This is a genomic window from Streptomyces laculatispora (assembly GCF_017353455.1).
Lineage (GTDB): Bacteria > Actinomycetota > Actinomycetes > Streptomycetales > Streptomycetaceae > Streptomyces > Streptomyces laculatispora.
The window spans coordinates 1-21,420 of sequence record NZ_JAFMPZ010000083.1 but is presented as its reverse complement, the minus strand read 5'-3'; the positions used below and the strand labels follow the sequence as shown (position 1 = coordinate 21,420).

General features: G+C 70.3%; 22 protein-coding genes and 2 pseudogenes. 12 read left to right on the top strand and 12 right to left on the bottom strand.

Features of this window, described 5'->3' with window-relative positions; translation table 11 throughout:
• From J1C73_RS34485 to J1C73_RS04600, 5 genes and pseudogenes are all read left to right on the top strand, one after another.
• Positions 1-396: pseudogene (locus tag J1C73_RS34485) on the top strand (oxygenase MpaB family protein); the annotation flags it as partial.
• Between the two features lie 12 nt (positions 397-408).
• Positions 409-1,088, top strand: a pseudogene (locus J1C73_RS04615) (IS5 family transposase); the annotation flags it as partial.
• A 218-nt stretch (positions 1,089-1,306) separates the two neighbouring features.
• Complete coding sequence (locus J1C73_RS04610; protein ID WP_207315203.1) at positions 1,307-1,507, top strand: hypothetical protein; 201 nt, start codon at positions 1,307-1,309, stop codon at positions 1,505-1,507.
• Positions 1,508-1,960: 453 nt separating this feature from the next.
• A complete protein-coding gene (locus J1C73_RS04605) occupies positions 1,961-2,197 on the top strand; it encodes a hypothetical protein (protein WP_207315199.1) in 237 nt (78 codons plus the stop codon).
• A gap of 81 nt (positions 2,198-2,278) precedes the next feature.
• Positions 2,279-2,872, top strand: coding sequence for an SMI1/KNR4 family protein (locus J1C73_RS04600; RefSeq protein WP_207315198.1), 594 nt, complete (start codon positions 2,279-2,281; stop codon positions 2,870-2,872).
• Positions 2,873-2,976: 104 nt separating this feature from the next.
• Here the strand turns inward: J1C73_RS04600 and J1C73_RS04595 are convergent, their stop codons facing one another.
• Entirely contained in the window at positions 2,977-3,336 is a 360-nt protein-coding gene (locus J1C73_RS04595; protein WP_207315197.1) for a DoxX family protein, read from the bottom strand.
• A gap of 130 nt (positions 3,337-3,466) precedes the next feature.
• A complete protein-coding gene (locus J1C73_RS04590; RefSeq protein ID WP_207315196.1) occupies positions 3,467-3,961 on the bottom strand; it encodes a cupin domain-containing protein in 495 nt (164 codons plus the stop codon).
• An 81-nt stretch (positions 3,962-4,042) separates the two neighbouring features.
• Between J1C73_RS04590 and J1C73_RS04585 the strand changes: the two genes are divergently transcribed.
• Both J1C73_RS04585 and J1C73_RS04580 read left to right on the top strand, forming a co-directional pair.
• Positions 4,043-4,894, top strand: coding sequence for a LysR family transcriptional regulator (locus J1C73_RS04585; protein ID WP_307797603.1), 852 nt, complete (start codon positions 4,043-4,045; stop codon positions 4,892-4,894).
• Between the two features lie 14 nt (positions 4,895-4,908).
• Complete coding sequence (locus tag J1C73_RS04580; RefSeq protein WP_307797602.1) at positions 4,909-5,241, top strand: hypothetical protein; 333 nt, start codon at positions 4,909-4,911, stop codon at positions 5,239-5,241.
• A gap of 786 nt (positions 5,242-6,027) precedes the next feature.
• Here J1C73_RS04580 and J1C73_RS04575 read toward each other — a convergent pair.
• The 3 genes from J1C73_RS04575 to J1C73_RS04565 form a co-directional block, all read right to left on the bottom strand.
• Positions 6,028-6,774, bottom strand: a complete 747-nt coding sequence (locus tag J1C73_RS04575; RefSeq protein WP_207315195.1) for a phosphotransferase family protein — start codon at positions 6,772-6,774, stop codon at positions 6,028-6,030.
• 145 nt (positions 6,775-6,919) lie between these two features.
• Positions 6,920-7,552, bottom strand: a complete 633-nt coding sequence (locus J1C73_RS04570) for a TetR/AcrR family transcriptional regulator (protein WP_207315194.1) — start codon at positions 7,550-7,552, stop codon at positions 6,920-6,922.
• A 105-nt stretch (positions 7,553-7,657) separates the two neighbouring features.
• Positions 7,658-8,134 carry a macro domain-containing protein gene (locus J1C73_RS04565; protein ID WP_207315193.1) on the bottom strand — a complete coding sequence of 159 codons (477 nt, stop codon included), beginning with the start codon at positions 8,132-8,134 and terminating at the stop codon, positions 7,658-7,660.
• A 442-nt stretch (positions 8,135-8,576) separates the two neighbouring features.
• On the opposite strand from J1C73_RS04565, the gene J1C73_RS04560 reads away from it, so the two are divergent.
• A complete protein-coding gene (locus tag J1C73_RS04560; RefSeq protein WP_207315192.1) occupies positions 8,577-9,308 on the top strand; it encodes a MerR family transcriptional regulator in 732 nt (243 codons plus the stop codon).
• 22 nt (positions 9,309-9,330) lie between these two features.
• On the opposite strand, the gene J1C73_RS04555 is transcribed toward J1C73_RS04560, so the two are convergent.
• The 4 genes from J1C73_RS04555 to J1C73_RS04540 form a co-directional block, all read right to left on the bottom strand.
• Positions 9,331-11,538, bottom strand: a complete 2,208-nt coding sequence (locus J1C73_RS04555) for a 3-hydroxyacyl-CoA dehydrogenase NAD-binding domain-containing protein (protein WP_207315191.1) — start codon at positions 11,536-11,538, stop codon at positions 9,331-9,333.
• 38 nt (positions 11,539-11,576) lie between these two features.
• Positions 11,577-12,791: an acetyl-CoA C-acetyltransferase gene (locus J1C73_RS04550; RefSeq protein WP_207315190.1), complete on the bottom strand. Its 1,215-nt coding sequence runs from the start codon at positions 12,789-12,791 to the stop codon at positions 11,577-11,579.
• A gap of 70 nt (positions 12,792-12,861) precedes the next feature.
• A complete protein-coding gene (locus J1C73_RS04545) occupies positions 12,862-14,004 on the bottom strand; it encodes an acyl-CoA dehydrogenase family protein (protein WP_207315189.1) in 1,143 nt (380 codons plus the stop codon).
• Positions 14,004-15,164 carry a CaiB/BaiF CoA transferase family protein gene (locus tag J1C73_RS04540; RefSeq protein WP_207315188.1) on the bottom strand — a complete coding sequence of 387 codons (1,161 nt, stop codon included), beginning with the start codon at positions 15,162-15,164 and terminating at the stop codon, positions 14,004-14,006. The genes J1C73_RS04545 and J1C73_RS04540 overlap by 1 nt, the downstream gene beginning before the upstream one ends.
• A gap of 205 nt (positions 15,165-15,369) precedes the next feature.
• Here J1C73_RS04540 and J1C73_RS04535 point away from each other — a divergent pair, with 205 nt between their 5' ends.
• Positions 15,370-16,560, top strand: coding sequence for a saccharopine dehydrogenase family protein (locus J1C73_RS04535; protein WP_207315187.1), 1,191 nt, complete (start codon positions 15,370-15,372; stop codon positions 16,558-16,560).
• A 51-nt stretch (positions 16,561-16,611) separates the two neighbouring features.
• Here the strand turns inward: J1C73_RS04535 and mmpA are convergent, their stop codons facing one another.
• Both mmpA and J1C73_RS04525 read right to left on the bottom strand, forming a co-directional pair.
• On the bottom strand, positions 16,612-16,755 hold the full coding sequence (gene mmpA, locus J1C73_RS04530) for a morphogenic membrane protein MmpA (protein ID WP_207315186.1): 144 nt from the start codon (positions 16,753-16,755) through the stop codon (positions 16,612-16,614).
• A gap of 79 nt (positions 16,756-16,834) precedes the next feature.
• Positions 16,835-17,512: an endonuclease V gene (locus J1C73_RS04525; RefSeq protein WP_242643719.1), complete on the bottom strand. Its 678-nt coding sequence runs from the start codon at positions 17,510-17,512 to the stop codon at positions 16,835-16,837.
• 115 nt (positions 17,513-17,627) lie between these two features.
• Here J1C73_RS04525 and J1C73_RS04520 point away from each other — a divergent pair, with 115 nt between their 5' ends.
• Positions 17,628-17,918, top strand: a complete 291-nt coding sequence (locus J1C73_RS04520) for a YciI family protein (RefSeq protein WP_207315185.1) — start codon at positions 17,628-17,630, stop codon at positions 17,916-17,918.
• A 13-nt stretch (positions 17,919-17,931) separates the two neighbouring features.
• Here J1C73_RS04520 and J1C73_RS04515 read toward each other — a convergent pair whose 3' ends face one another.
• Entirely contained in the window at positions 17,932-19,035 is a 1,104-nt protein-coding gene (locus J1C73_RS04515) for a beta propeller repeat protein (protein ID WP_242643718.1), read from the bottom strand.
• A gap of 191 nt (positions 19,036-19,226) precedes the next feature.
• On the opposite strand from J1C73_RS04515, the gene ssgD reads away from it, so the two are divergent.
• Both ssgD and J1C73_RS04505 read left to right on the top strand, forming a co-directional pair.
• A complete protein-coding gene (ssgD, locus tag J1C73_RS04510) occupies positions 19,227-19,643 on the top strand; it encodes a spore wall synthesis regulator SsgD (protein WP_123464415.1) in 417 nt (138 codons plus the stop codon).
• Between the two features lie 328 nt (positions 19,644-19,971).
• A partial coding sequence (locus J1C73_RS04505; protein WP_207315184.1) for an ATP-binding cassette domain-containing protein occupies positions 19,972-21,420 on the top strand: 1,449 nt, incomplete at its 3' end.

Genomic DNA, 21,420 nt, shown 5'->3' with positions numbered 1-21,420 from the left:
GCGTACGACCCGGCGAACCGGCGGGTCGCCAACGCCACGTTCCGGATCATGGCGAGCTGGTATCCGCGCCCGCTGCGTCCGGTGATCGCGCGGTTCTCGCTCGCGCTGCTGGACGAACCGCTGCTGCGAGCACTGGGGTTCAGGGCGCAGCCCCGCTGGGTCCGGTGGGCCGCCGCCGGATCGCTGCGCGCCCGCTCGCGGTGTGTGCGCCTCCTCCCGGCCCGGCCCCGGTGGCTGCCCTCCCGCCCGCAGCCGCGTTCGTACCCGTTCGGCTGGCGGCTCGACGACCTGGGCCCGCACTGGGCGGGCAGCCGGCCCCTGGAGCCGCTGCCCGACGAGCGCCGCCCCTCGCCCTCGGAGGCGCCGCTGAACGGGCGCGCGGATCAGCGCACCTGAGGGCTGCCCGATAGCCGCAGGGTGCTGTGCGGGGTCCTGCTCGTGCTGCATACCGGGATCCGCTGGGCGTCTCTGCCCCAGGAGCTGGGCTTCGGCTCGGGGATGACCTGCCGGCGCCGGCTGCGGGACTGGAACGAGGCCGGGGTCTGGCAGTGCGTGCACGAGCTACTGCTGTCCGAGCTGAGGGCCGCAGACTTGCTGGACTTCTCCCGCGCCGCGGTCGACTCCAGCCACATCGGCGCGATGAAGGGCGGGCCGGCCACCGGCCCGTCCCGGTGGGCCGGGGCAAGGCCGGCAGCAAACACCACCTGATCGTCGAGGCACATGGCATCCCGGTCCGCGCGATCACTACCGGCGGCAACCGCAACGACGTCACCCGACTGATCCCGCTGATCCAGGCCGTCCCGCCGATCCGCGGCAAGCGCGGCCAGCCACTGCGCCGACCCAAGCACGTGTACGCCGACCGCGGCCATGACCACGAGGTCTGCCGGGACAAGGTCCGCAGGTTCCAGAGCACCCCGCGCATTGCCCGGCGCGGCACCGGGCACGGCTCCGGCCTGGGCGTGTACCGCCGGGTCGTGAAAGGAGCGATCGCGCTGCTGCACTGGTTCCGCCGCCTGCGTATCCGCTGGGAGATCCGCGACGACATCCACCACGCGTTCGTCACCCTTGGCTGCGCCGTCATCTGCTGGCGACGGAGGTGTTCTTCGCGATTCGGGAGTCTCGCGAGACAGGGAAATTGCGATGCTGTCAGCTCGTCATGTTCACCCAGATGGGCACGGGCTGCACGGTCAGCGCCTTGCCCGGACGAAATCCATTGGTCTACCCCGCTGCCCGACGGGATCATGAGCTGCCGCCGTGCGCGCTCGGGACGGCGGTCGTTCATGTGCCGCCCTGGGAGGAACCCTGTATGACCCTTGTTCCGATAGTCCGACGCGTGCTCGGCGACGGCCCGTTCGCCGAGATCGGAGAGCCTGCTCTGGCCGTTCTCACGCACCGCCTCATCCCGGTCGACGACTCCCAGCACGCGGTCGTACTCATCGACATGCTCAACCAGTTCACGCATGGAGGCACGATGTCAGCCCCCACTGACAACGCTGCCGCTGCCTGAGGAGCACCAGAAGCAAGTGATCCGCACCACAGGAGATCTCACGGAATGCAACACGCTCGACGATCGGCGTCGCGAACGGTGTCTCGAAGAGCGACCTGCTCAATCGCCACACGAGGTCATCCGCACACGGCCTCTGCGGACACAAGGCACATCTTCATCACCGACGTCCACCGACGTCCACCGACGCGATGGGACCGAAGACACCCGTGCTCGGCTGTGAATGCGGTGAGTGGGGATGCTGGCCGCTGATGGCCAGCATCCCAGTGACCCCTGACCACGTGACCTGGGACTCCTTCGAGCAACCCCACCGCAAGACACGCGACTATTCGGGGTTCGGCCCGTTTCAGTTCGACCGCCTTCAATACGCTGACGCTGTGAAGGTCCTGAGTGCAGCACTGGGCTTTGACGAGACGTGAGTACAGCCCATCGGTTCATCACGGGGAGGACGAAGTCGTGTTTGACCACGTCATCGGGCTAAGCCCTGAGGAGGCCGCACGCTGGACCGCGCTGGTCGAGCAGTCCCGGCCAGTCCTTGAGAGCGACGGAATGGAAGCCGTCCAGACGCTCCTGGCCGAGCATGGCATAAGCATAATCCAGGCGATCGGAATCACCCGGGCCCTCTTGGGGAATGCGGAGACACCGCTTCGAGTCGCCATCGACATCGTGGCCACGAGCAAGGCTCGGCAGTAAGTTCAGAGAATGCGGAAGAGGGTTCTTCTGGCCGGCTGACCACAGCCACCCATAGGGTGAGGGGACGAGAGAAGATGCACGATGGATCCCCGAATACCCCGCCTGCGTCGCAAGCTGACCGCGATCCCGTTCCAACCGCTGCGCAGCCACTCCTTCGGGGAAGAGGAGCACAAGTTCTGCCTCGGTCCGAAGCTGGCGGAAGCACGTGTCGCTGCGTTTGAGGCCGAGTACGACATTGTCCTGCCCGACGCCTATCGGCAGTTCCTCACGCACATCGGCGGCTACGGCGCGGCGCCGTTCTACGGCCTCATGCCGCTGGAGCGGTGTTCCCTGCTGGTCATGAATCCGCGTGCAGAACTGGGGACACCCCGCGGCTTCAGCGGTACAGGCCCCAGGGCACACGGACAGGGACGCGATCTCTTCCTCCACATCATCGAGATGGGCTGCACCGACGTATGCGTCATCGCGGTGACCGGTCCCCTCACCGGCCGCATCCTCATTGGTAACAGCGACGGCTATTGGGGCCCCAACGTCTCCTCCGCCACCGACTTCCTCGACTGGTACGAACGCTGGCTCAACCACATGGGCGCCGGACGCGACAACCGGGCCCTGGAACTCACCTCGCCTCAACTTCGTGCCCATCCAGACCGCCATCGCATGGCCCCGAAAATCTGACTCTCCGTAACCACGCCACGGAATGTGAGCCAGAACCTGAGAAATGACAGCGGCCGCGGGGCGGCTGGCCCTCAGGCACGTGCACTGGTCGAGGACTGTGCTGATTACAGCCCGGTGGCCAGCCAGATGGTCACGGCCGCGGTGGCGGTGAGCCCGACGTTGAGTGTGATCCGGCGGTCTTCGCCGGTCAGGTGGACGGCGATCGCACCGGTCTGCAGGAGTACGAAGCCGATGGCCGCGGCCGGCGCCAGCGAGGGAGCGATGCCGGTCAGCGGCGGCAGGACCAGGCCGGTCGCGCCGAGTATTTCGACCGTCCCCAGTGCCCTGACGGCGGGCAAGGGTATGCGGTCGACCCAGGCCATCATCGGTCGGAGTTGATCGCGGCTGCGGATCACTTTCAGCGCGCCTGCGTAGAAGTAGAAGAGGGCGAGCAGTCCCGCGACGATCCAATAGGCGATGTTCATAGTTCCCGTTCATGGGCCACCGGTTCCCGGGGGCCCGTCGATTGCGCCGATTGCCAGAAGAGCCCTGGAGCGGGCCGCCACGGCCCGCCGGTCGAAAGGAAGGCGGCCGGGCCGGGCCGTCCCGCCGGCTTCAGGCGAGGTCGGTGGCGGGCTCGGTCGCGTAGCGGCTCATCGCGTCGATGTTGGCCTGTGGCGTCAGCGGTCGGCCGCCGGCGAGCACATCCTGGAGGTCTCGGAAGTACTGCACGTACAGGTCTGGGGTGAATGTGCTGAGCATGACGGCCGGTTGGTCTGTCAGGTTGGCGAAGGTGTGCGGGGTACCGGGCGGAACCATCACGAGCGTGCCCGCGGTGGCGTCGTGGTCCTCGTCCCCGACGGTGAACCGCACGGTGCCGGAGAGGATGTAGAAACCCTCGTCGTGTTGGGCGTGGCGGTGCTGCGGCGGGCCCTGGGTATGCGGAGCGAGGACGGACTCGGCGATCGCGAGTCGGTGCCCGGTGTTGCTGCCGTCCTCCAGGACGCGCATGCGCGTGGTGCCCAGGCCGATCGTCTCGCCGTCGTCGGGACCCACCACCGATACAGCGGGAGCGGCCTGCGGTGCGTTGGTCTTCGCTTCTTCGGTCATGTTCACGAGTGCACCGCCGGGGCCCCACGGCTGTCCAAGACCCATCCCGCAGCGCCGATACCTCGTGGGTATCGTTGCAGCGTGGAGCTTCGTACCTTGCGCTACTTCGTGGCGGTCGCTGAGGAACTCCATTTCGGCCGGGCCGCCACCCGACTGCACATGAGTCAGCCGCCGCTGAGCCGGGCGATCAAGCAGTTGGAGGCCGATGTCGGGGCCCTGCTGTTCGCTCGCTCGCCGACCGGCGTCGCACTCACTCCGGTGGGCACGGTGCTGCTCAACGAGGCGCGGGCCCTACTCGACCATGCCGACCGCGTCCGTGAACGCGTGAGCGCGGCGGCCGGCGTCGCGACCCTCACCGTCGGCATCCTGGGCGACGGCACCGACCCGGGCGTGACCAGGCTGGCCGCCGCCTACCGACGACGCCACCCCGGCATCGACATCCGCATCCGCGACACCGATCTGACCGACCCGACGTGCGGGCTGCGCGCCGGACTGGTCGACGTCGCCCTCACCCGGGCGCCGTTCGACGAGTCCACCCTGACGGTGCGTGCGCTGCGAACTGATCCGGTCGGCGTGGTCCTGCGCGCCGACGATCCGCTGGCCCGCCGCGACCGGCTGCGGCTGGCCGACCTGAACGACCGCCGCTGGTTCCAGTTCCCGCAGGGCACCGACCCCGTCTGGCAGTCGTACTGGAACGGCGGCAGACCGCGCGAGGGCCCCGTGGTGCGCGCCGTCCAGGAATGCCTGCAGGCCGTGCTGTGGAACGGCACGGTCGGCCTGGCCCCGCTCGGACACGACCTGCCCGCGGAGTTGGCCGTGATACCCCTGATCGACATGACGCCGAGCCGCGTGGTGGCGGTGTGGAACGAAGGTGACACCAACCCGTTGATCCGATCATTCATCGAGATCGCCACAGCCGCGTACCGCCATTGAGCACCGGGCAACCGGTGCTGCCGCAGCTCGTGAACAATTCGAACGCTGCGACCCTCGGGACCGCCTCCCGAAGTGGTGAACATCTGCTGTCCCTTCTCGCCTACAGAGCCACCCGACCCCGCGAAGCCCAGATCACCCGCCTCAAAGCGCAGAACGCCAAGCTCAAGGAGCGGCTGGCCCAGTCGGACGGGACGATCGACGAGCTCACGGGCTTCCGCACTCAGGCCCTGGCCCGCCTCGCTGCCCAGCACGAGGAGATCATTCGACTCCGCGAAGCCGCCGTCGGCACCACTCGGGTCAGCCGCCTGCCGCCACCCCGAACCACCGTCATCGGGACATGCAGCTGATGCCGCATACCCGACCGGATGCCGGCTCTCGCATGGCGAGAGTTGGACCTCACCAGCGATCAGATCGAAACCTCGTCGGTCAGCGAAGGCACGGACGCAGGACCATGAGCGAGTCTTCCAAGGTCGCTACCATGGCAAAGGGGAACCGGTCGAGCTCAAGACAGAGTGCACACCTCCGCCTTGGAGTACTTCGCGGAGCGCGAGCAACTGCGGAAGCAGCACGAGACGAAGGCACCCGCCGACGGCACGACTGAACCGGTGGAGAGCAGCGTCCATCTCAACCAGGTGGTCTTCCCGCGCGGCTGGCCCGAGCACCCTGGCACCCTCGTGTTGCGCAACGAGTTCCCCGCGCCGATCGCCATGGGTAACCGGACCTATCCCACGGTTGCGCACGCCTCCTGGGCGCTGGCGGTCACCGATGAACACGGACAGGCCGAGATCCTCGGCGCAGAACGGCCGTATGACGCACAGAATCTCGCTGAGGGTTCCACTCTGCGTGACGACTGGCCCCAGGTTCCGGTTGCCGTCATGGCGCGCTTGCTGCGCGCGAAGTTCCAGCAACACCTCGAGTTCGCCGAGACGCTGGTGGCCACAGGCGAGATAGCAGCGGGCCGAAGGGCTTGTGGGCCCCATTCATCCGCCCGAGCGACACCTCATCAGATAGATCGGAACCGTCCCAAGAAACTACGCACCAGGCTTTGTTGGGCGTGGGGGCGGGTGATCGCCCGAGGGGACGGCCTACTCGATGCGTCAGAACGCATACGTAGCAGTCGGGCCCGCGTAGCCTCACACCCGGGATCTCAGCACGTCGACCTCACAGCCCGGCGCGAACGGGTCGAAGCCGTGCTCGATCAGCCAGCGAACCGCCAGCAGGCTTCGCAACGACCACCAGGCGTGGATCACGTCGAGGTCGATGTCGGTGCCATAGCCGGCGATGACGTCGTCGAGGTGCCCCTCGTGTCCGAGCGTGAAGGTGGCGAGGTCGTACAGAGCATCACCCTGGCCCGCCTCGGACCAGTCGATGATGCCCGTCACCTCGTCGCCGTCGACGAAGACGTGCGCGATCTGCAGGTCGCCGTGCGTGAACGCCGGAGTCCACGGCCGGAGCGCGGCCTCGGCGACCCGACGGTTGCGGGTGACCAGGTCAGCGGGCAGGACGCCGTTCGCCACGAGCAACTCGCACTCGTCGTCGAGTTCCGCCGCCAGCGCGACGACGCTCCGGCCCGCCCGGCCCGGCCGGGACGGCAGCGGCGCGTCGTGCAGCTTCCGGATTGTGGCGCCCGCCGCGGCCCACGCTGCCGACGACCCCGTCGACGGCCCACCGAGGCGCCCAAGCGTCGTCCCCGGGAGCGCGGCGATCGCGAGCACGGGCGGCTTGCGCCACAGGACTTCCGGGGTCGGTACCGGTGCCAGGGACATCGCCTCGACCTCGACGTCGATACGCGCCTGATCGGCGTCCACCTTCAGGAACACGTCACCGACGCGCAGAGTCGCACGCTCGGAATGGGCGACAACGACTCTGACCTCATCCATGGGCGACCAGTATCCCGGAGATGATCGCCGACATCGCCAGATTTACCGCACGCGCTTACGCAGCTGACCGCGTCCCGCTACCCGACGGCCTCGTGCGCGACACTGCCCCTTGACCAGGTCAAGCCCACCACTTTTGTCAGGAGTCCTACGCGACGGCGATCAGCGGCACCAGGTAGCGGCGGGCGAACGCCCTCAACTGCTCGTCGTCGTCGAGCTCGAAACAGCTGACCGGGTTGAGGAGGAAGGAGACCGTGATGCGCACCATCAGCTCGGCGACAGGTGCCGGATCGGCCTCCGGCCTCCCCTCCGCACGCCTGGCCTCGCGCAGCCGACCGGCCACGTAGCCGCGCATGGCGACGAGTGCCGGCCCGCTCTCCACGGTCAGGAACGGGAGCATGATCTCCGGTTCCAGCCGCAACAGCCCTCCCACCAGAGGATGTTCGCGGATGTGGCCGAGGACGGCCACGAACCCTTCGACGATCCGGTCCTCGGTGGTGGGGAGCGCGGCGACCGCCTCGTCCACCTCGACGACGAAGCGCCGGTACTCACGCAGCAGGCAGGCCGACACCAGGCCGTCCTTGTTGCCGATCCGCCGGTACACGGTCACACGCGAGACCCCCGCCCGCTTGGCGACGTCGTCGACGGTGGAGCGGCGCAGCCCGAAGGTCATGAACTGCTCACGCGCGGCGTCGAGGATCTGCTCGCTCAGCGCGTCGGAGGGCGGTGCCTCACCGAGCGCCCGGGCCAGCAGTGCTTCGTCCGTACTCCGTGCGGCCATGGGCCCTCCCCGCTCCTTGCCGGTTCCGGTCCACCATAGCGGCGCCGCAACACAGAGACCGTGTCCGTCTCTCTGTCACCTCGCCGGTGCGAGGAGGTGTGGCGGTCAGTCGTGGTCGTACACCGTCACGCCGATCCCCCGGCTCGACAGCCGCTGCTCCAGCAGTGGTTCGATCCGTGACCACTTGCCGCCCGCCAGTCCGCAGCCGATGCGCGGCATGTGCACCGAAGCCCCCAGCTCGGCCGCCCGGCCGGCCACCGCACCCAGTGCCGTATCGATCGCCTCGTAGCGCACCGGCACCCCCTTGCTACCGGTGCGCATCCCTCGCTGGCCCACCATGTTCGCCACCCAGATGTACGGGCTCACCTGGACGAACTGAACGGCGCCGAGGCCGAAATCGTTGCCCGCCCGTTCCCGGTGCCAGGTGCGGTACCGGGCCTCCGGCTCGGGCCAGCGGCGCGAGAGCGCCAGGACGAAGCCCTTGCCCCAGCCGCCCAGGTCGTTGCAGACATGCGCGATCAGTTTGACGCCCTTGCCCTGCGGGGCGGTGGCATCCCCCCGTACGTACATGATCTCCGTCATCGCACCAGCGTACGAGCGGGCACCGACAACCGATGCGCCTTTTCTCCCCGCCGGGCTCCGGCCGGTGCGGAGGCGGCCACGTCGATGCCCCGGGCGGCCGCCCACGCGGGTAGCGTCTCGGGGTCCAGGACCAGGAGGGCCGTCAGGCAGGAGCGGCCGTCGCCGTGGACGAGGGCCTGACCGATCTGGGGGGTGTTCCTTCAGGGTGTTCTCCGCGAGTGCCGGGGAGACGTTCCCCCTCGGCTACGGCGAAGCGGGCGCGGCTGTGCCGGGCGATCCTTCCGGCCGCCCTCGGCCGGACCGTGCGGGCCCGTACCCGGGGTGGACTGCGCTTCACTGCTGCCGGACACTTTCACAACAGTGGTGAGACAGCAATACTGTTGCACCTGATTGACGCACACGCCCGGCAGTTCACCCGCGGGGTCGGACACGAGGAGCAGATATGGCGACCGGGACCGAGGAGCCGACGCTCACCGTCGACGAGCTGGCGGCGCGCGCCGGGGTGACCGTGCGCACGGTGCGCTTCTACAGCACCCGGGGGCTGCTGCCGCCGCCGGTGATCGGGCCGCGCCGGGTGGGGCACTACGGGCACGACCACCTCTCCCGGCTCGCGCTGATCGAGGAGCTCCAGCACCAGGGCATGACGCTCGCCGCGATCGAACGCTATCTGGAGCAGCTGCCGCCCGATCTGAGCGCCCAGGATCTGGCGATCCACCGGGCGCTGGTGGCTTCCTGGGCGCCGGACTCGGCGGAGGACGCGACCCGGGCGGAGCTGGAGCGCCGCGCGGGGCGGGCGCTGACCGAACAGGACCTCGACCGGCTGGCCGCGATGGGCGTGCTGGAACGGGCCGATCCGGGCGAGGCCCCCTACCGGGTGGATCCGGGGCTGCTGCGGCTCGGTGTGGAACTGCTCGACGTGCCGATCGCGCACGAGACGATCCTGGCCGCCCGGACGGTCCTGCTGGAGCACACCCGCTCGGCCGCCCAGCAGCTGACCCGGCTGTTCCGGGACGAGGTGTGGAGTCCGTACCGGGAGCGGGAGTCGGATCCGGAGCACCTCAGGGCGATGAAGTCGCTGTCGGCGCACATGCAGCCGATGGTTCTCCAGGCGCTGGTGACCGCCTTCCAGCGGTCGCTGAAGGAGGAGCTGCGGGCCGCGTTCACCGCTGAGTGAGTACGGCCCGCAGCTCCTGGCGTCAGTCGTGGAAGGTCTCGCCCCGCTCCGCCTTCGAGACGAGCAGCGCGGGCGGCAGGAAGCGGTCGCCGTACCGCTCGGCGAGTTCCCGGGCGCGGGCCACGAAGCCGGGCAGGCCGCCCTCGTACCCGTTGATGTACTGGAGCACGCCGCCGGTCCACGGCGGGAAGCCGATGCCCATGATGGAGCCGATGTTGGCGTCGGCGACGGTGATCAGCACGTTCTCCTCCAGGCAGCGGACGCTGTCCAGGGCCTCGGAGAAGAGCATCCGCTCCTGCATGTCGGTGAACGAGATGTCCGTGTCCGGCTTCGGGATGTGCCCGCCCGGGGCACGGCCACCGGAGCGCCCGAAGTGCTCGCGCAGGCCGGGCCAGAGGCGGGTGCGCCTGCCGTTCTCGTCGTAGTCGTAGAAGCCCGCGCCACCGCTGCGTCCCGGGCGTCCGAACTCGTCGACCATCCGGTCGATGACCGAGTCCGACGGGTGGCCGGCCCAGCTGCCGCCCGCCTCCTCGACGGCCCGCCTGGTCTCGTCGCGGATCTTGCGGGGCAGGGTGAGCGTCAGTTCGTCCATCAGGGAGAGCACCTTGGCCGGGTATCCGGCCTGGGCGGCGGCCTGCTCGACGGAGGCGGGCTCGACGCCCTCGCCGACCATCGCGACGCCCTCGTTGATGAACTGGCCGATGACGCGTGAGGTGAAGAAGCCGCGTGAGTCGTTGACGACGATCGGGGTCTTCTTGATCCGGCGGACCAGGTCGAAGGCGCGGGCCAGGGCCTCGTCGCCGGTCTTCTCGCCCTTGATGATCTCGACGAGCGGCATCTTGTCGACGGGCGAGAAGAAGTGCAGCCCGATGAAGTCGGCGGGGCGCGAGACCCCTTCGGCCAGGGCCGTGATGGGCAGGGTGGAGGTGTTGGAGCAGAGCAGCGCGTCGGGCTCGATGACGTCCTGGATCTCCTGGAACACCTTGTGCTTGAGCGCGGTGTCCTCGAAGACGGCCTCGATGACGGCGTCGCAGCCGGCGAGGTCGGCCGGGTCGCCGGTCGGGGTGATGAGGGCGAGCAGCTCATCGCGCTTCGCCTCGGTCGTACGGCCCCGCGAGAGCGCCTTGTCGAGCAGCTTCTCGCTGTACGCCTTCCCCCTGGCGGCGGCCTCCGCGGAGACGTCCTTGAGGACGACCTCGATACCGGCGCGGGCGCAGGAGTAGGCGATGCCCGCGCCCATCATCCCGGCGCCCAGGACGGCGACCCTGCGGACCTGGCGCTCCTCGATGCCCTTGGGGCGGCTGGCACCGGAGTTGACGGCCTGGAGGTCGAAGAAGAACGCCTGGATCATGTTCTTCGAGACCTGGCCGGTGACCAGCTCGGTGAAGTAGCGGGCCTCGATGGTGAGCGCGGTCTCGAAGTCGACCTGCGAGCCCTCGACCGCGGCGGCCAGGATGTTGCGCGGCGCGGGCATCGGGGCCCCGGCCAGCTGCTTCTTCAGGTTGGCCGGGAAAGCGGGCAGGTTGGCGGCGAACTTGGGGTTCGACGGGGTGCCGCCGGGGATGCGGTAGCCCTTGACGTCCCAGGGCTGCCGCGACTCGGGGTGGGCCTCGATGAAGGCGCGGGCCTTGTCGAGCATCTCCTCGGGCGTCGCGGCGACTTCGTGGACCAGGCCGTTCTCCAGGGCGCGCCGCGGGGTGTACTGAGTGCCCTGGAGCAGCACCTTCAGCAGCGCGTCGGCGATGCCCATGAGGCGTACGGTGCGGGTGACTCCGCCGCCCGCGGGCAGCAGGCCGAGGGTGACCTCGGGCAGGCCGATCCGGGAGCCGGGCGCGTCGAGGGCGACGCGGTGGTGGGAGGCGAGCGCGATCTCGTAACCCCCGCCGAGGGCGGCTCCGTTGATGGCGGCGACGACGGGCTTGCCGAGGGTCTCGATGCGGCGCAGCGAGTTCTTGATCGCGGTGCCGGTGTCGAAGGCGGCCCGGGCGTTCTCGGGGCCGACCTTGATCATGTCCTTGAGGTCGCCGCCCGCGAAGAAGGTCTTCTTGGCGGAGGTGTAGATGATGCCGCGGATGGAGTCCTTCTCGGCCTCGGCACGGTCGGCGACGGCCGCGATGGAGTCCTTGAATGCCTGGTTCATCGTGTTGGCGGACTGGTCGGGGTCGTCGAGTACGAGGGTGACGACGCCGGTCTCGTCCTGTTCCCAGCGGATGGTCGTGCTCTCGGTCATTCTCTTCTTCTCCGTAAGCAGGGGGTTGCCGGGGACGGTCAGAGGCGCTCGACGACGGTGGCGACGCCCATGCCGCCGCCGACGCAGAGGGTGGCGAGGCCGTAGCGCTTGTCCCGGCGCTCCAGCTCGTCGATGAGCGTGCCGAGGATCATCGCGCCGGTGGCGCCGAGGGGGTGGCCGAGCGCGATGGCGCCGCCGTTGACATTGATCTTGTCGAGGGGCAGCCCCATGTCCCTGGCGAAGCGCAGGACGACGCCGGCGAAGGCCTCGTTGATCTCGACGAGGTCGATGTCGTCGATGGTGAGCCCGGCCTTGGCGAGCGCCTTGCGGGTGGCGGGCGCGGGGCCGGTGAGCATGATGGTGGGCTCGGAGCCGGAGACCGCGGCGGAGACGATCCGGGCGCGCGGCGTGAGGCCGTACCGCTCCCCGATCTCCTTCGAGCCGATCGCGACCAGGGCCGCTCCGTCGACGATGCCGGAGGAGTTGCCCGCGTGGTGGACGTGGTCGATCTTCTCCACCCAGTGGTACTTCTGGAGTGCCACCGCGTCGAAGCCGCCCATCTCGCCGATGGCCGCGAACGACGGCTTGAGCGCGGCGAGGGAGTCGGCCGTGGTGCCGGGCCGCATGTGCTCGTCGTGGTCGAGGACGACGAGGCCGTTACGGTCCTTGACGGGGACGACGGAGCGCGCGAAGCGGTTGTCCTTCCACGCCTCGGCGGCCCGCTCCTGCGAGAGCGCGGCGAACTCGTCGACATCGCGGCGCGAGAAGCCCTCGATCGTCGCGATGAGGTCGGCGCCGACGCCCTGCGGCGCGAAGCCCGTCTCGTAGTTGGTCATCGGGTCCATCGCCCAGGCACCGCCGTCCGAGCCCATCGGCACCCGGGACATCGACTCGACGCCACCCGCGAGGATGAGGTCCTCCCAGCCCGAACGGACCTTGGCGGCGGCCAGGTTGACGGCTTCCAGCCCCGAGGCACAGAAGCGGTTCTCCTGGACGCCCGCGACGGTGTCCGGGAGGCCGGCCGCGATGGCGGCGATCCGGGCGATGTCGGAGCCCTGGTCGCCGAGCGGGCTGACCACGCCGAGGACGATGTCGTCGATGGCCGCCGGATCCAGGCCCGGGAAGCGGCTGCGGATCTCATGGATCAGGCCGACGACGAGGTCGATCGGCTTGGTGCCGTGCAGGGCCCCATTGGCCTTGCCGCGGCCGCGCGGGGTGCGGATCGCGTCGTAGACGAACGCTTCGGTACTCAAGACAGCTGCCTTTCGAGGGTGGTGGCGCAACAGGGGGTGTGGCACGGCGAGCGCTGGTGGCCGGCGGGGGTCAGCCGAGCAGGGAGCGGCCGATGATCTCCTTCATGATCTCGGTCGTACCGCCGTAGATGGTCTGGATGCGGCCGTCGGTGAACGCCTTGGCCACCCGGTACTCCGTCATGTAGCCGTAGCCGCCGTGCAGTTGGAGGCAGCGGTCGGCGACGCGCTTGTGCAGCTCGGTGGCCCACCACTTGGCCATCGAGGCGTGCACGGCATCGAGCGTCCCCTCCGAGTGCTCGACGATGCACCGGTCGAGGAAGGTACGGGTGACCGCGCACTCGGTGGCCATCTCGGCGATCTCGAAGCGGATGTGCTGGAGCTTGGAGAGCGGCCGCCCGAAGGCCTCGCGCTCCTTGACGTACTCGGTGGTGATCTCCAGCAGGTACTCGGCGCCGGCGATCCCGGCGACGGCGATGCCCATCCGCTCCTGGGCCAGGTTGGTCATCAGGTGGATGAAGGCGCCGTCCAGCTCACCGAGGAGGTTCTCCTTGGGCACCCGGACGTCGTTGAAGAACAGTTCGGCGGTGTCCTGGGACTTCTGGCCGATCTTGTCGAGGTTGCGGCCCCGTTCGAAACCCGCCGCACCCCGCTCGACGACTATGAGCGAGAGTCCCTTCGCGCCGCCGTCGGGGGTGGTCTTCGCCACGACGACGACGAGGTCGGCGAGGATGCCGTTGGAGATGAACGTCTTGGAGCCGTTGAGCAGCCAGTGGTCGCCCTTGTCCTCGGCCGTGGTGCGGATGCCCTGGAGGTCGGAGCCGGCACCGGGTTCGGTCATCGCGATGGCGGTGATGATCTCGCCGCTGCAGAAGTCGGGCAGCCAGCGCCGCTTCTGCTCGTCGGTGCCCAGACCGGTGAGATAGGGGCCGATGATGTCGTTGTGCAGGCCGAGCGCGAGCCCCGCGGCGCCCGCCCGGGTGAACTCCTCGGCGAGGACGGCGCTGTAGCGGAAGTCGGCGTTGCCGCCGCCCCCGTACTCCTCGGGCACCGCGAGGCCGAGGAGCCCCTGCCGTCCGGCCGCGAGCCAGGCCTCGCGCGAGACGATGCCGTCCTTCTCCCACTGCTCGTAGTGCGGGATGACCTCCTTGGCCAGGAAGGTGCGGACGGCCTCGCGGAACGCGTCGTGCTCTTCGTTGAAGATCTGCCGCTGCATCAGTCGGTGGTGTCCTTCCGGGTGGTCCGCAGGCCCGGTACGTCCCAGTCGGCGGCGACGGCGTCGGTGTCCGCGCCCGGCTGCGCCGGGCCGCTGTGCACCGAGGAGGGCGTGGCCGAGAACCGGGGCGCGGGCGCGGGCTGGGTGAGTCCGCCGTGTTCGACGAACGTGGCGCGGGCGGCGAGGTGCGGGTGGTGCGGGGCCTCGCGGAGCGAGAGCACGGGCGCCACGCAGGCGTCCGAGCCGGCGAAGACCTCGGTCCACTGGGCGCGGGTGCGGGTGCGGAACCGGGCGGCGACGACCGCGCGCAGTTCGTCCCAGCGGGAGATGTCGCCGCGGTCGGGGGCCGTCTCCCCGATGCCGAGGAGCTCGGTGAACTCGGCGTAGAACCGCTGCTCCAGCGGGCCGACCGCCATGTACTCGCCGTCGGCGGTCTCGTACGAGCCGTAGAACGGGCAGCCGCCGTCCAGGAGGTTGGAGCCACGCCGGTCCTGCCAGCTGCCGGCCGCCAGCATCCCGTGGATCATCATGGCGAGATGGGCGGCGCCGTCGACGATCGCCGCGTCCACGACCTGGCCGGAGCCGCCGGGCGTACGGGCGTGCTGGAGGGCGGCGAGGACGCCGACGACGAGGTAGAGCGAGCCGCCCGCGTAGTCGCCGAGCAGATTGGCCGGGACGGTGGGCGGCTCGTCCGGCTTCCCGATCATGGAGAGGGTGCCGGTGAGGGCGATGTAGGCGATGTCGTGCCCGGCCCGTTCGGCGAGCGGCCCGTCCTGGCCCCAGCCGGTCATCCGCCCGTACACCAGGAGCGGGTTGCGGGCCAGACAGGCGTCGGGGCCGACCCCCAGGCGCTCGGCGGTGCCCGGCCGGTATCCCTCGATCAGGATGTCGGCGCGCTCGGCCAGCTCCAGGACCGTCTCCGGGCCGTGCTCGGCCTTGAGGTCGACGAGGACGGAGCGCTTGTTGCGGTTGGTGAGGTCGCGGGCCGGATCGATGCCGAGCCCGGCGCCGCCGGGCCGGTCGACCCGCACCACGTCGGCGCCCAGATCGGCCAGGAGCATCGCGGCGAACGGGCCGGGGCCGATGCCCGCCAGTTCGACCACCCGTACGCCGGCGAGCGGGCCCCGCGGGCCCCGCACGCCGTTCCCTGTTGCTGCCATCGAGCCCCCAGCGGTATGACACAACTGATGTAACACCGATGATGCTAAGAACGTACCGCGCTCCGCACAACCCTTTCGGCCGAGCAAGCGCTTAGTTCCTTTCCCGCCGATCCTCCCCCACGAAGCCCTCCCGGGCACACACCGCCACGTCCCCCTCCGCTAACCTCTGCCTGCTACATCGGCGCCGGCCCCTGCGGAGGCACTCGTGAACAGGCAGAACGGGGCACAACGCCCCTATGACGTAGTCCTCTTCGGCGCCACTGGATTCGTGGGAGTCCTCACCGCCGAATACCTGGCGTCACATGCGCCGGACGGTTGCCGCTGGGCCCTGGCCGGGCGCAACCGCGCCAGACTGGAGCAACTGCGCAATCACCTCACCGCCGCCGATCCCCGCTGCGCGGAGCTCCCGCTGCTGCATGCCGACGCGGACGACGCCGGATCACTGCGCGAGCTGGCCGAGTCCGCCCATGTGGTGGCCACGACGGTCGGCCCGTACGTCTGGTACGGCGAGCAGCTGGTCGCCGCCTGCGCCGAGGCCGGGACGGACTACGCGGACCTCTCCGGCGAGCCGGAGTTCGCCGACCGGATGTATCTGGAGCACGACGCCCGGGCACGCGAGACCGGCGCCCGGATCGTGCACGCGTGCGGCTTCGACTCCGTCCCGCACGATCTCGGGGTGCACTTCACGGTCCAGCAGCTGCCCGAGGACGTGCCCCTGCGCATCGACGGTTTCGTCCGCAGCAACGCGGCCTTCTCGGGCGGTACGTTCGCCTCCGCGCTCACCGCGATGGGCCGCGGCCCGCAGATGCTGCGCGCCGCGAAGGAGCGCCGGCTGCACGAGCCGCGCCTCGTCGGCCGTCGTGCCCGCGCCCCGCTCGGCGCGCCGCGCTTCAGTACGGAGACCGGCACCTGGGCGCTTCCGCTGCCCACGCTCGACGCGCGGATCGTGGAGCGCTCCGCCCGCGCACTGCCCCGCTACGGCCCCGACTTCCGCTACCGGCACTACGCCTCGGTCAAGCACCTGCCGGTGGCGCTGGGCGGCACGGCGGCGCTGGGCGCGCTGATGGGCGCCGCGCAGCTGCCGGCCGCACGGGCGTGGCTGATGGACCGGTACGAACCCGGCTCGGGCCCCGACGCCGAGCGAAGGCGCCGCAGCTGGTTCACGGTCAGGTTCGTCGGCGAGGGCGGCGGCCGCCGGGTGTTCACCGAGGTGTCGGGCGGCGATCCGGGCTACGGCGAGACGGCCAAGATGCTCGCGGAGTCCGCGCTGTGTCTGGCGCTGGACGAACTGCCGACGGTGTCGGGGCAGGTCACCACGGCGGTCGCGATGGGCGATGCGCTGGAGGGACGCCTGCGGGCGGCCGGGCTGGGCTTCCGGGTGGCGGCGGTCCGCTGACCCCCTCCGGAAGGTCCACGAGGCCGTCGGCGTGCAGAGCGTCGCCCCGGCCTAGAAGATCCACGAGGCCAGCGTGTAGAGCATCGCCCCGGCCCAGACGGACGCCACCGCACCCCCGATCAGCATGCCCGCCGCGACACGGCGCTGGGCAGGGTGAAGAGGTGCGGTTCGGGCGGGTGTGCGAGTTACGTTCATGTGTCCAGAGTGCCGATCATGATCGGCGAACGCTATCCGTACGGATACTCAGATGCCCTCGCCCCCGCCCGCACCGCTCTCAGCCGGTCGCCTCGCGCAGCGCCCGACGGCAGAGAGCGTCCGCCCGGCGGGTGGTCTCGGGCTGGCGGAAGTCCCGGGCCAGCGACAGGGTGTGCGCACAGGCGTTGTCAAGGCCGGTGCGGTGGCCGACGGAGACGAAGACCGGTTTGGTGCCGTCCTGGGTACGCAGCGCCCGGCCCACCTCCTCGTCCCCGTCGAGCAGCGGCGACCAGTCGCCGCGACGCGGACCGGGCTGTTCGTACGAGAAGGTGAACGGGTTCTTCGCGACGCCGATGACCGGCAGCCCGGTGAGCACCCCCAGATGGCTGGCGAGCCCGAAGCGGCGCGGGTGCGCCTGCCCGTATCCGTCACAGACGACGAGCCCCGGGCCGACCGGCAGGGACTCCAGCGCGGCCAGCACGGTGGGGATCTCCCGGAAGGCCAGGAGTCCGGGGACGTAGGGGAAGGTGACCCGGCCGACGGCGGTGGACTCGGCCACCACCTCCAGGGTGGCCGCGTCGAGCACGACGGCCGCCGCCACGACGACGTCGCGCTCGTCGTCGTAGGCGACATCGACACCTGTCACCCGGCCGGTGCCGGGCGGCGGCCCGGGTTCGTCGAGCACCACCCGGCCGCGCAGGGAGTCCTGGACGGCTCGGGCACCGGCCTCGTCGGAGGGCATCTGAAGAGTTGTCATGGTGCCGGCCAGTTTAGGTCGGCCGGCACCTGAGGGGCGGCGTCGCGGGCGGGGCTCGCACCTCTGCCGGGCGGTCCCGGGTTCCGCCGCGGAGCCCTCCCGTAGCCTGGAGATCATGTTCGTACTCGAGCTCTCCTACACCGCCCCCCTCGACCGTGTCGACGCGCTGATGAAGGACCACGTCGGCTGGCTCGACGCGCAGTACGCGGCCGGGGTGTTCATCGCCTCCGGCCGCAAGAACCCGCGGGACGGCGGAGTGATTCTCGCCGTCGGGGACGACCGGGCCGCGATCGAGCGGCTCGTGGCGGGCGACCCCTTCGCCGTGCACGGCGTCTGCGCGTACCGGATCACGGAGTTCATCGCGACCAAGACGTCGGACGCCCTCGCTCCCTACCGTCAGCAGTGATGACCGCGCCCCGTCAGAGCCCGGTCAGCCGGGCCGCACGCCCCTGCTCGCCGGCGGCCCAGCAGCCGCCGTCAGCGGTGCAGTCGACCGTGTCGTAGGAGCCGCTGTCGACCGTCCGCCAGGTGCGCCCGCCGTCCGTGGTGAGGTCCGTGCCGGCCGGGCCGACCGCGAGTGCGGCCGACCGGCCGTGCGGCAGCCATGCGACGCCCGAGCGGTAGGCGGCGGTCGCGGTGGCCGACCGGCGCCAGCCGCGGCCGCCGTCGTCCGTGACGGCCGAGGCGTGGGGCGATTCCTGGTCGGGGCGGTAGTCGCCGCCGACCGCGATGCCGTGGGTCCGGTCGCGGAAGGCCAGCGCGAAGACCCCGCGGGCGGGGTCACCGGCCGGGAGGGTCGATTCGGCCGCCCTCCAGGTCAGTCCGCGGTCCCCGGAGTGCAGGACGCGGGCGGTGGCCGCGCCGCCGGTCGCCAGCCAGACGTCCTTCGGACCCGAGCTGACCAGGCACTGACCACTGGCCGCGAACCCCGCCTCGCCCTCCTGGGCCCGGGGCATGCCCGTACTGGGCAGCACGTTCCAGCTGCGGCCGCCGTCCGCGGTGGACAGGATGCGGAACCGGCCGTCCACCGGGTCGCTCATGGCCAGTCCGTGCCGGCTGTCGAAGAAGGTGAGGCAGTCGTAGAAGGCGCGGGCGTCGGTGTTGCGGAAGGACTCGGTCCAGGTCACTCCCCCGTCGTCGGTGCGCAGCACCCGGGACGCCTCCCCCTCGCCGATGGCCAGCGCCACCGCCCGCCTGGCGTCGAAGGCCTCGATGTCGCGGAACTCCAGCCCCGCCCCGGCAGCACCGGGCGGGGAGACGTCGCGCCAGTGCCGGCCGCCGTCGGAGGTGCGCAGCACCGTACCCTTCGTGCCGGCGAGCCAGGCGGTGCGGCTGTTCACCGCGGCGAGGCCGCGGAAGCGGGCATCGGTTCCGGTGGCGGTGGGCGTCCAGACCGGCCGGTCGCCGGGCCGGTGCCGTTCCGCGGGTGCCGCCTGAGCTGCCGGTGCGGTCAGCGCGGCGGCCAGCGCCGCCCCGCACAGTCCCAGTGACATCAGTCGTCGCGTCTTTCCCTTGGCCCTCATGGCGCTGGAAGCTAACCGACGGACCGCGCGCCGTCCAGGGTGCGCAGCCCGGCAACGGGCACATGATCAGGATGCGGGGCCCGGTGAGCGGTGACGCAGCTCACTCGGTCCCCGGGTGCACGGATCGGCGACTTCCGTCGTCTGTATCAGTGCCGGGAACCCGTTCATCCGGTCGCGAAAGGGAGCAGGTCTTGTCCATCGTTATCGAGCAGTCCGTACAGGCCCGCATGGTGGCGTCCGCGCCGCAGATGGAAACACTTCCCGCCGTCCTGCAGTACGACCGCACAGACCCCTTCGCGATCCGCATGGCCTTCCCCGCACCCGCGACACTGGAGGGCACCGAGGTGTCCTGGGAGTTCTCCCGGGAACTGCTCACGGCGGGAATGGACACGCCGGCGGGCGTGGGCGACGTACGGATCAGGCCCTTCGGCTACGACCGCACGGTTCTGGAGTTCCACGCCGCCGAGGGCATCGCGATGGTGCACGTGCGCACGGCCGACCTGCGCCGGTTCCTGCGGCGGACACAGCAGCTGGTGCCCGCCGGTGCCGAGCACCGGTTCCTGGACCTGGACCGGAGCCTGACGGATCTGTTCGGCGGCTCCCGCTGACCCGGCCCCCGCGGGCGCGGCGGTCAGGGACCCGATCCCGTTAATTCGTTAATTCGTTTGCCCCGCCCGTGAGCCGGGCGTAGCGTCTGCGATGTCCTTGTCGTCGCCGATCGGAGTAGGACGTTGCTCGTCTGAGGTCTTGAGACACCGTGTTGCGCGCCGTGTCATGTCTGTACATGTCCGCGTGCCCGAGTGTGACCTCAGCTCTTCGAGCCGTCCTCCGTGACCAGGGCCTTCCTCCACACCCCCCGGAATCCTTCCGTGGAACGCCAGTGACCGGTGTCTCATCCCGTTGCCCCTGACCTTCCTCGCAACCGGGAGATTCCCAGTGTCAGCTCCACTCGCACACCTCACCTGCTCGTCGCTCTCCTTCGCCTGGCCCGACGGCAGCGAGGTCTTCGACGACTTCCATCTCACCGTGGGGCCCGGCCGTACGGGTCTCATCGGTATCAACGGCGCCGGCAAGTCGACCCTGCTGCGGCTGATCGCCGGCGACCTCACTCCGGCCGCGGGCCAGGTCAAGGCCGCGGGCGAGGTCGGCTACCTGCCGCAGAATCTGGTCCTGGACACCGCGCTGCGGGTCGACGCGGCCCTGGGCATCGCCGCGACCCGTGAGGCGCTGCACGCCATCGAGGCGGGCGACGTCGGCGAGGAGCGGTTCGCGGTCGTCGGCGACGACTGGGACGTGGAGGAGCGGGCCCGTGCCACGCTCGACCAGCTCGGGCTCCGGCACATCGGGCTCGACCGCACCATCGGTGAGATGTCCGGCGGGGAGTGCGTGCTGCTGGGACTGGCCGCGCTGCTGCTGGCGCGGCCGGACGTGCTGCTGCTCGACGAGCCGACGAACAACCTGGATCTGTACGCACGGGAACGGCTGTACGCCGCGGTCGACGCGTGGACCGGGGTGCTCGTGGTCGTCAGTCACGACCGGGAACTCCTGGAACGCGTCGATCAGATCGCCGATCTGCGGGGCTCCACGGTCACCTGGTACGGGGGAAACCTCTCGGCGTACGAGGAGGCGCTCGCCGTGGAGCAGGAGGCCGCCGAGCGCATGGTGCGGGTCGCGGAGGCCGATGTGCACCGGCAGAAGCGCGAACTCGCCGACGCCCAGGTCAAGCTGGCGCGGCGCAAGCGCTACGGACAGAAGATGAACGACCAGAAGCGCGAACCGAAGATCGTCATGGGCGCCCGCAGGCGCGCCGCGCAGGAGTCGGCGGGCAAGCACCGCATCATGCACACCGAGAGGCTGGCCGAGGCCAAGGAGCGCCTGGACGACGCCGTCGAGGCGGTGCGCGACGACGACGAGATCCGGGTCGAGCTGCCGCACACCAAGGTCCACCCGGGCCGCGGCGTGCTGATGCTGCGCGATCTGGAACTGGCTTACGGGGCAAGGGTCCAGGGCTCGTTCGAGGTGCGCGGTCCCGAGCGCATCGCACTGGTGGGACGTAACGGAGCGGGCAAGACGACGCTGCTGCGGACGCTCGTCGGTGAGCTGGCACCGGTGTCCGGCGAGGCGGCGGTACAGCTCCCGACGCGGTTTCTGCCGCAGCGGCTGGACGTGCTCGACGACGGGCTGAGCGTGGTGGAGAACGTGGCGCGGTTCGCACCGGATGCCACGGACAACGCGATCAGGGCACGGCTGGCACGTTTCCTGTTCAAGGGGGCACGGGCGGACCGGCCCGCGGGAACCCTCTCGGGCGGGGAACGGTTCCGTGCGGCTCTGGCCGCGCTGCTGCTGGCCGAACCGGCACCTCAGCTGCTGATGCTGGACGAACCG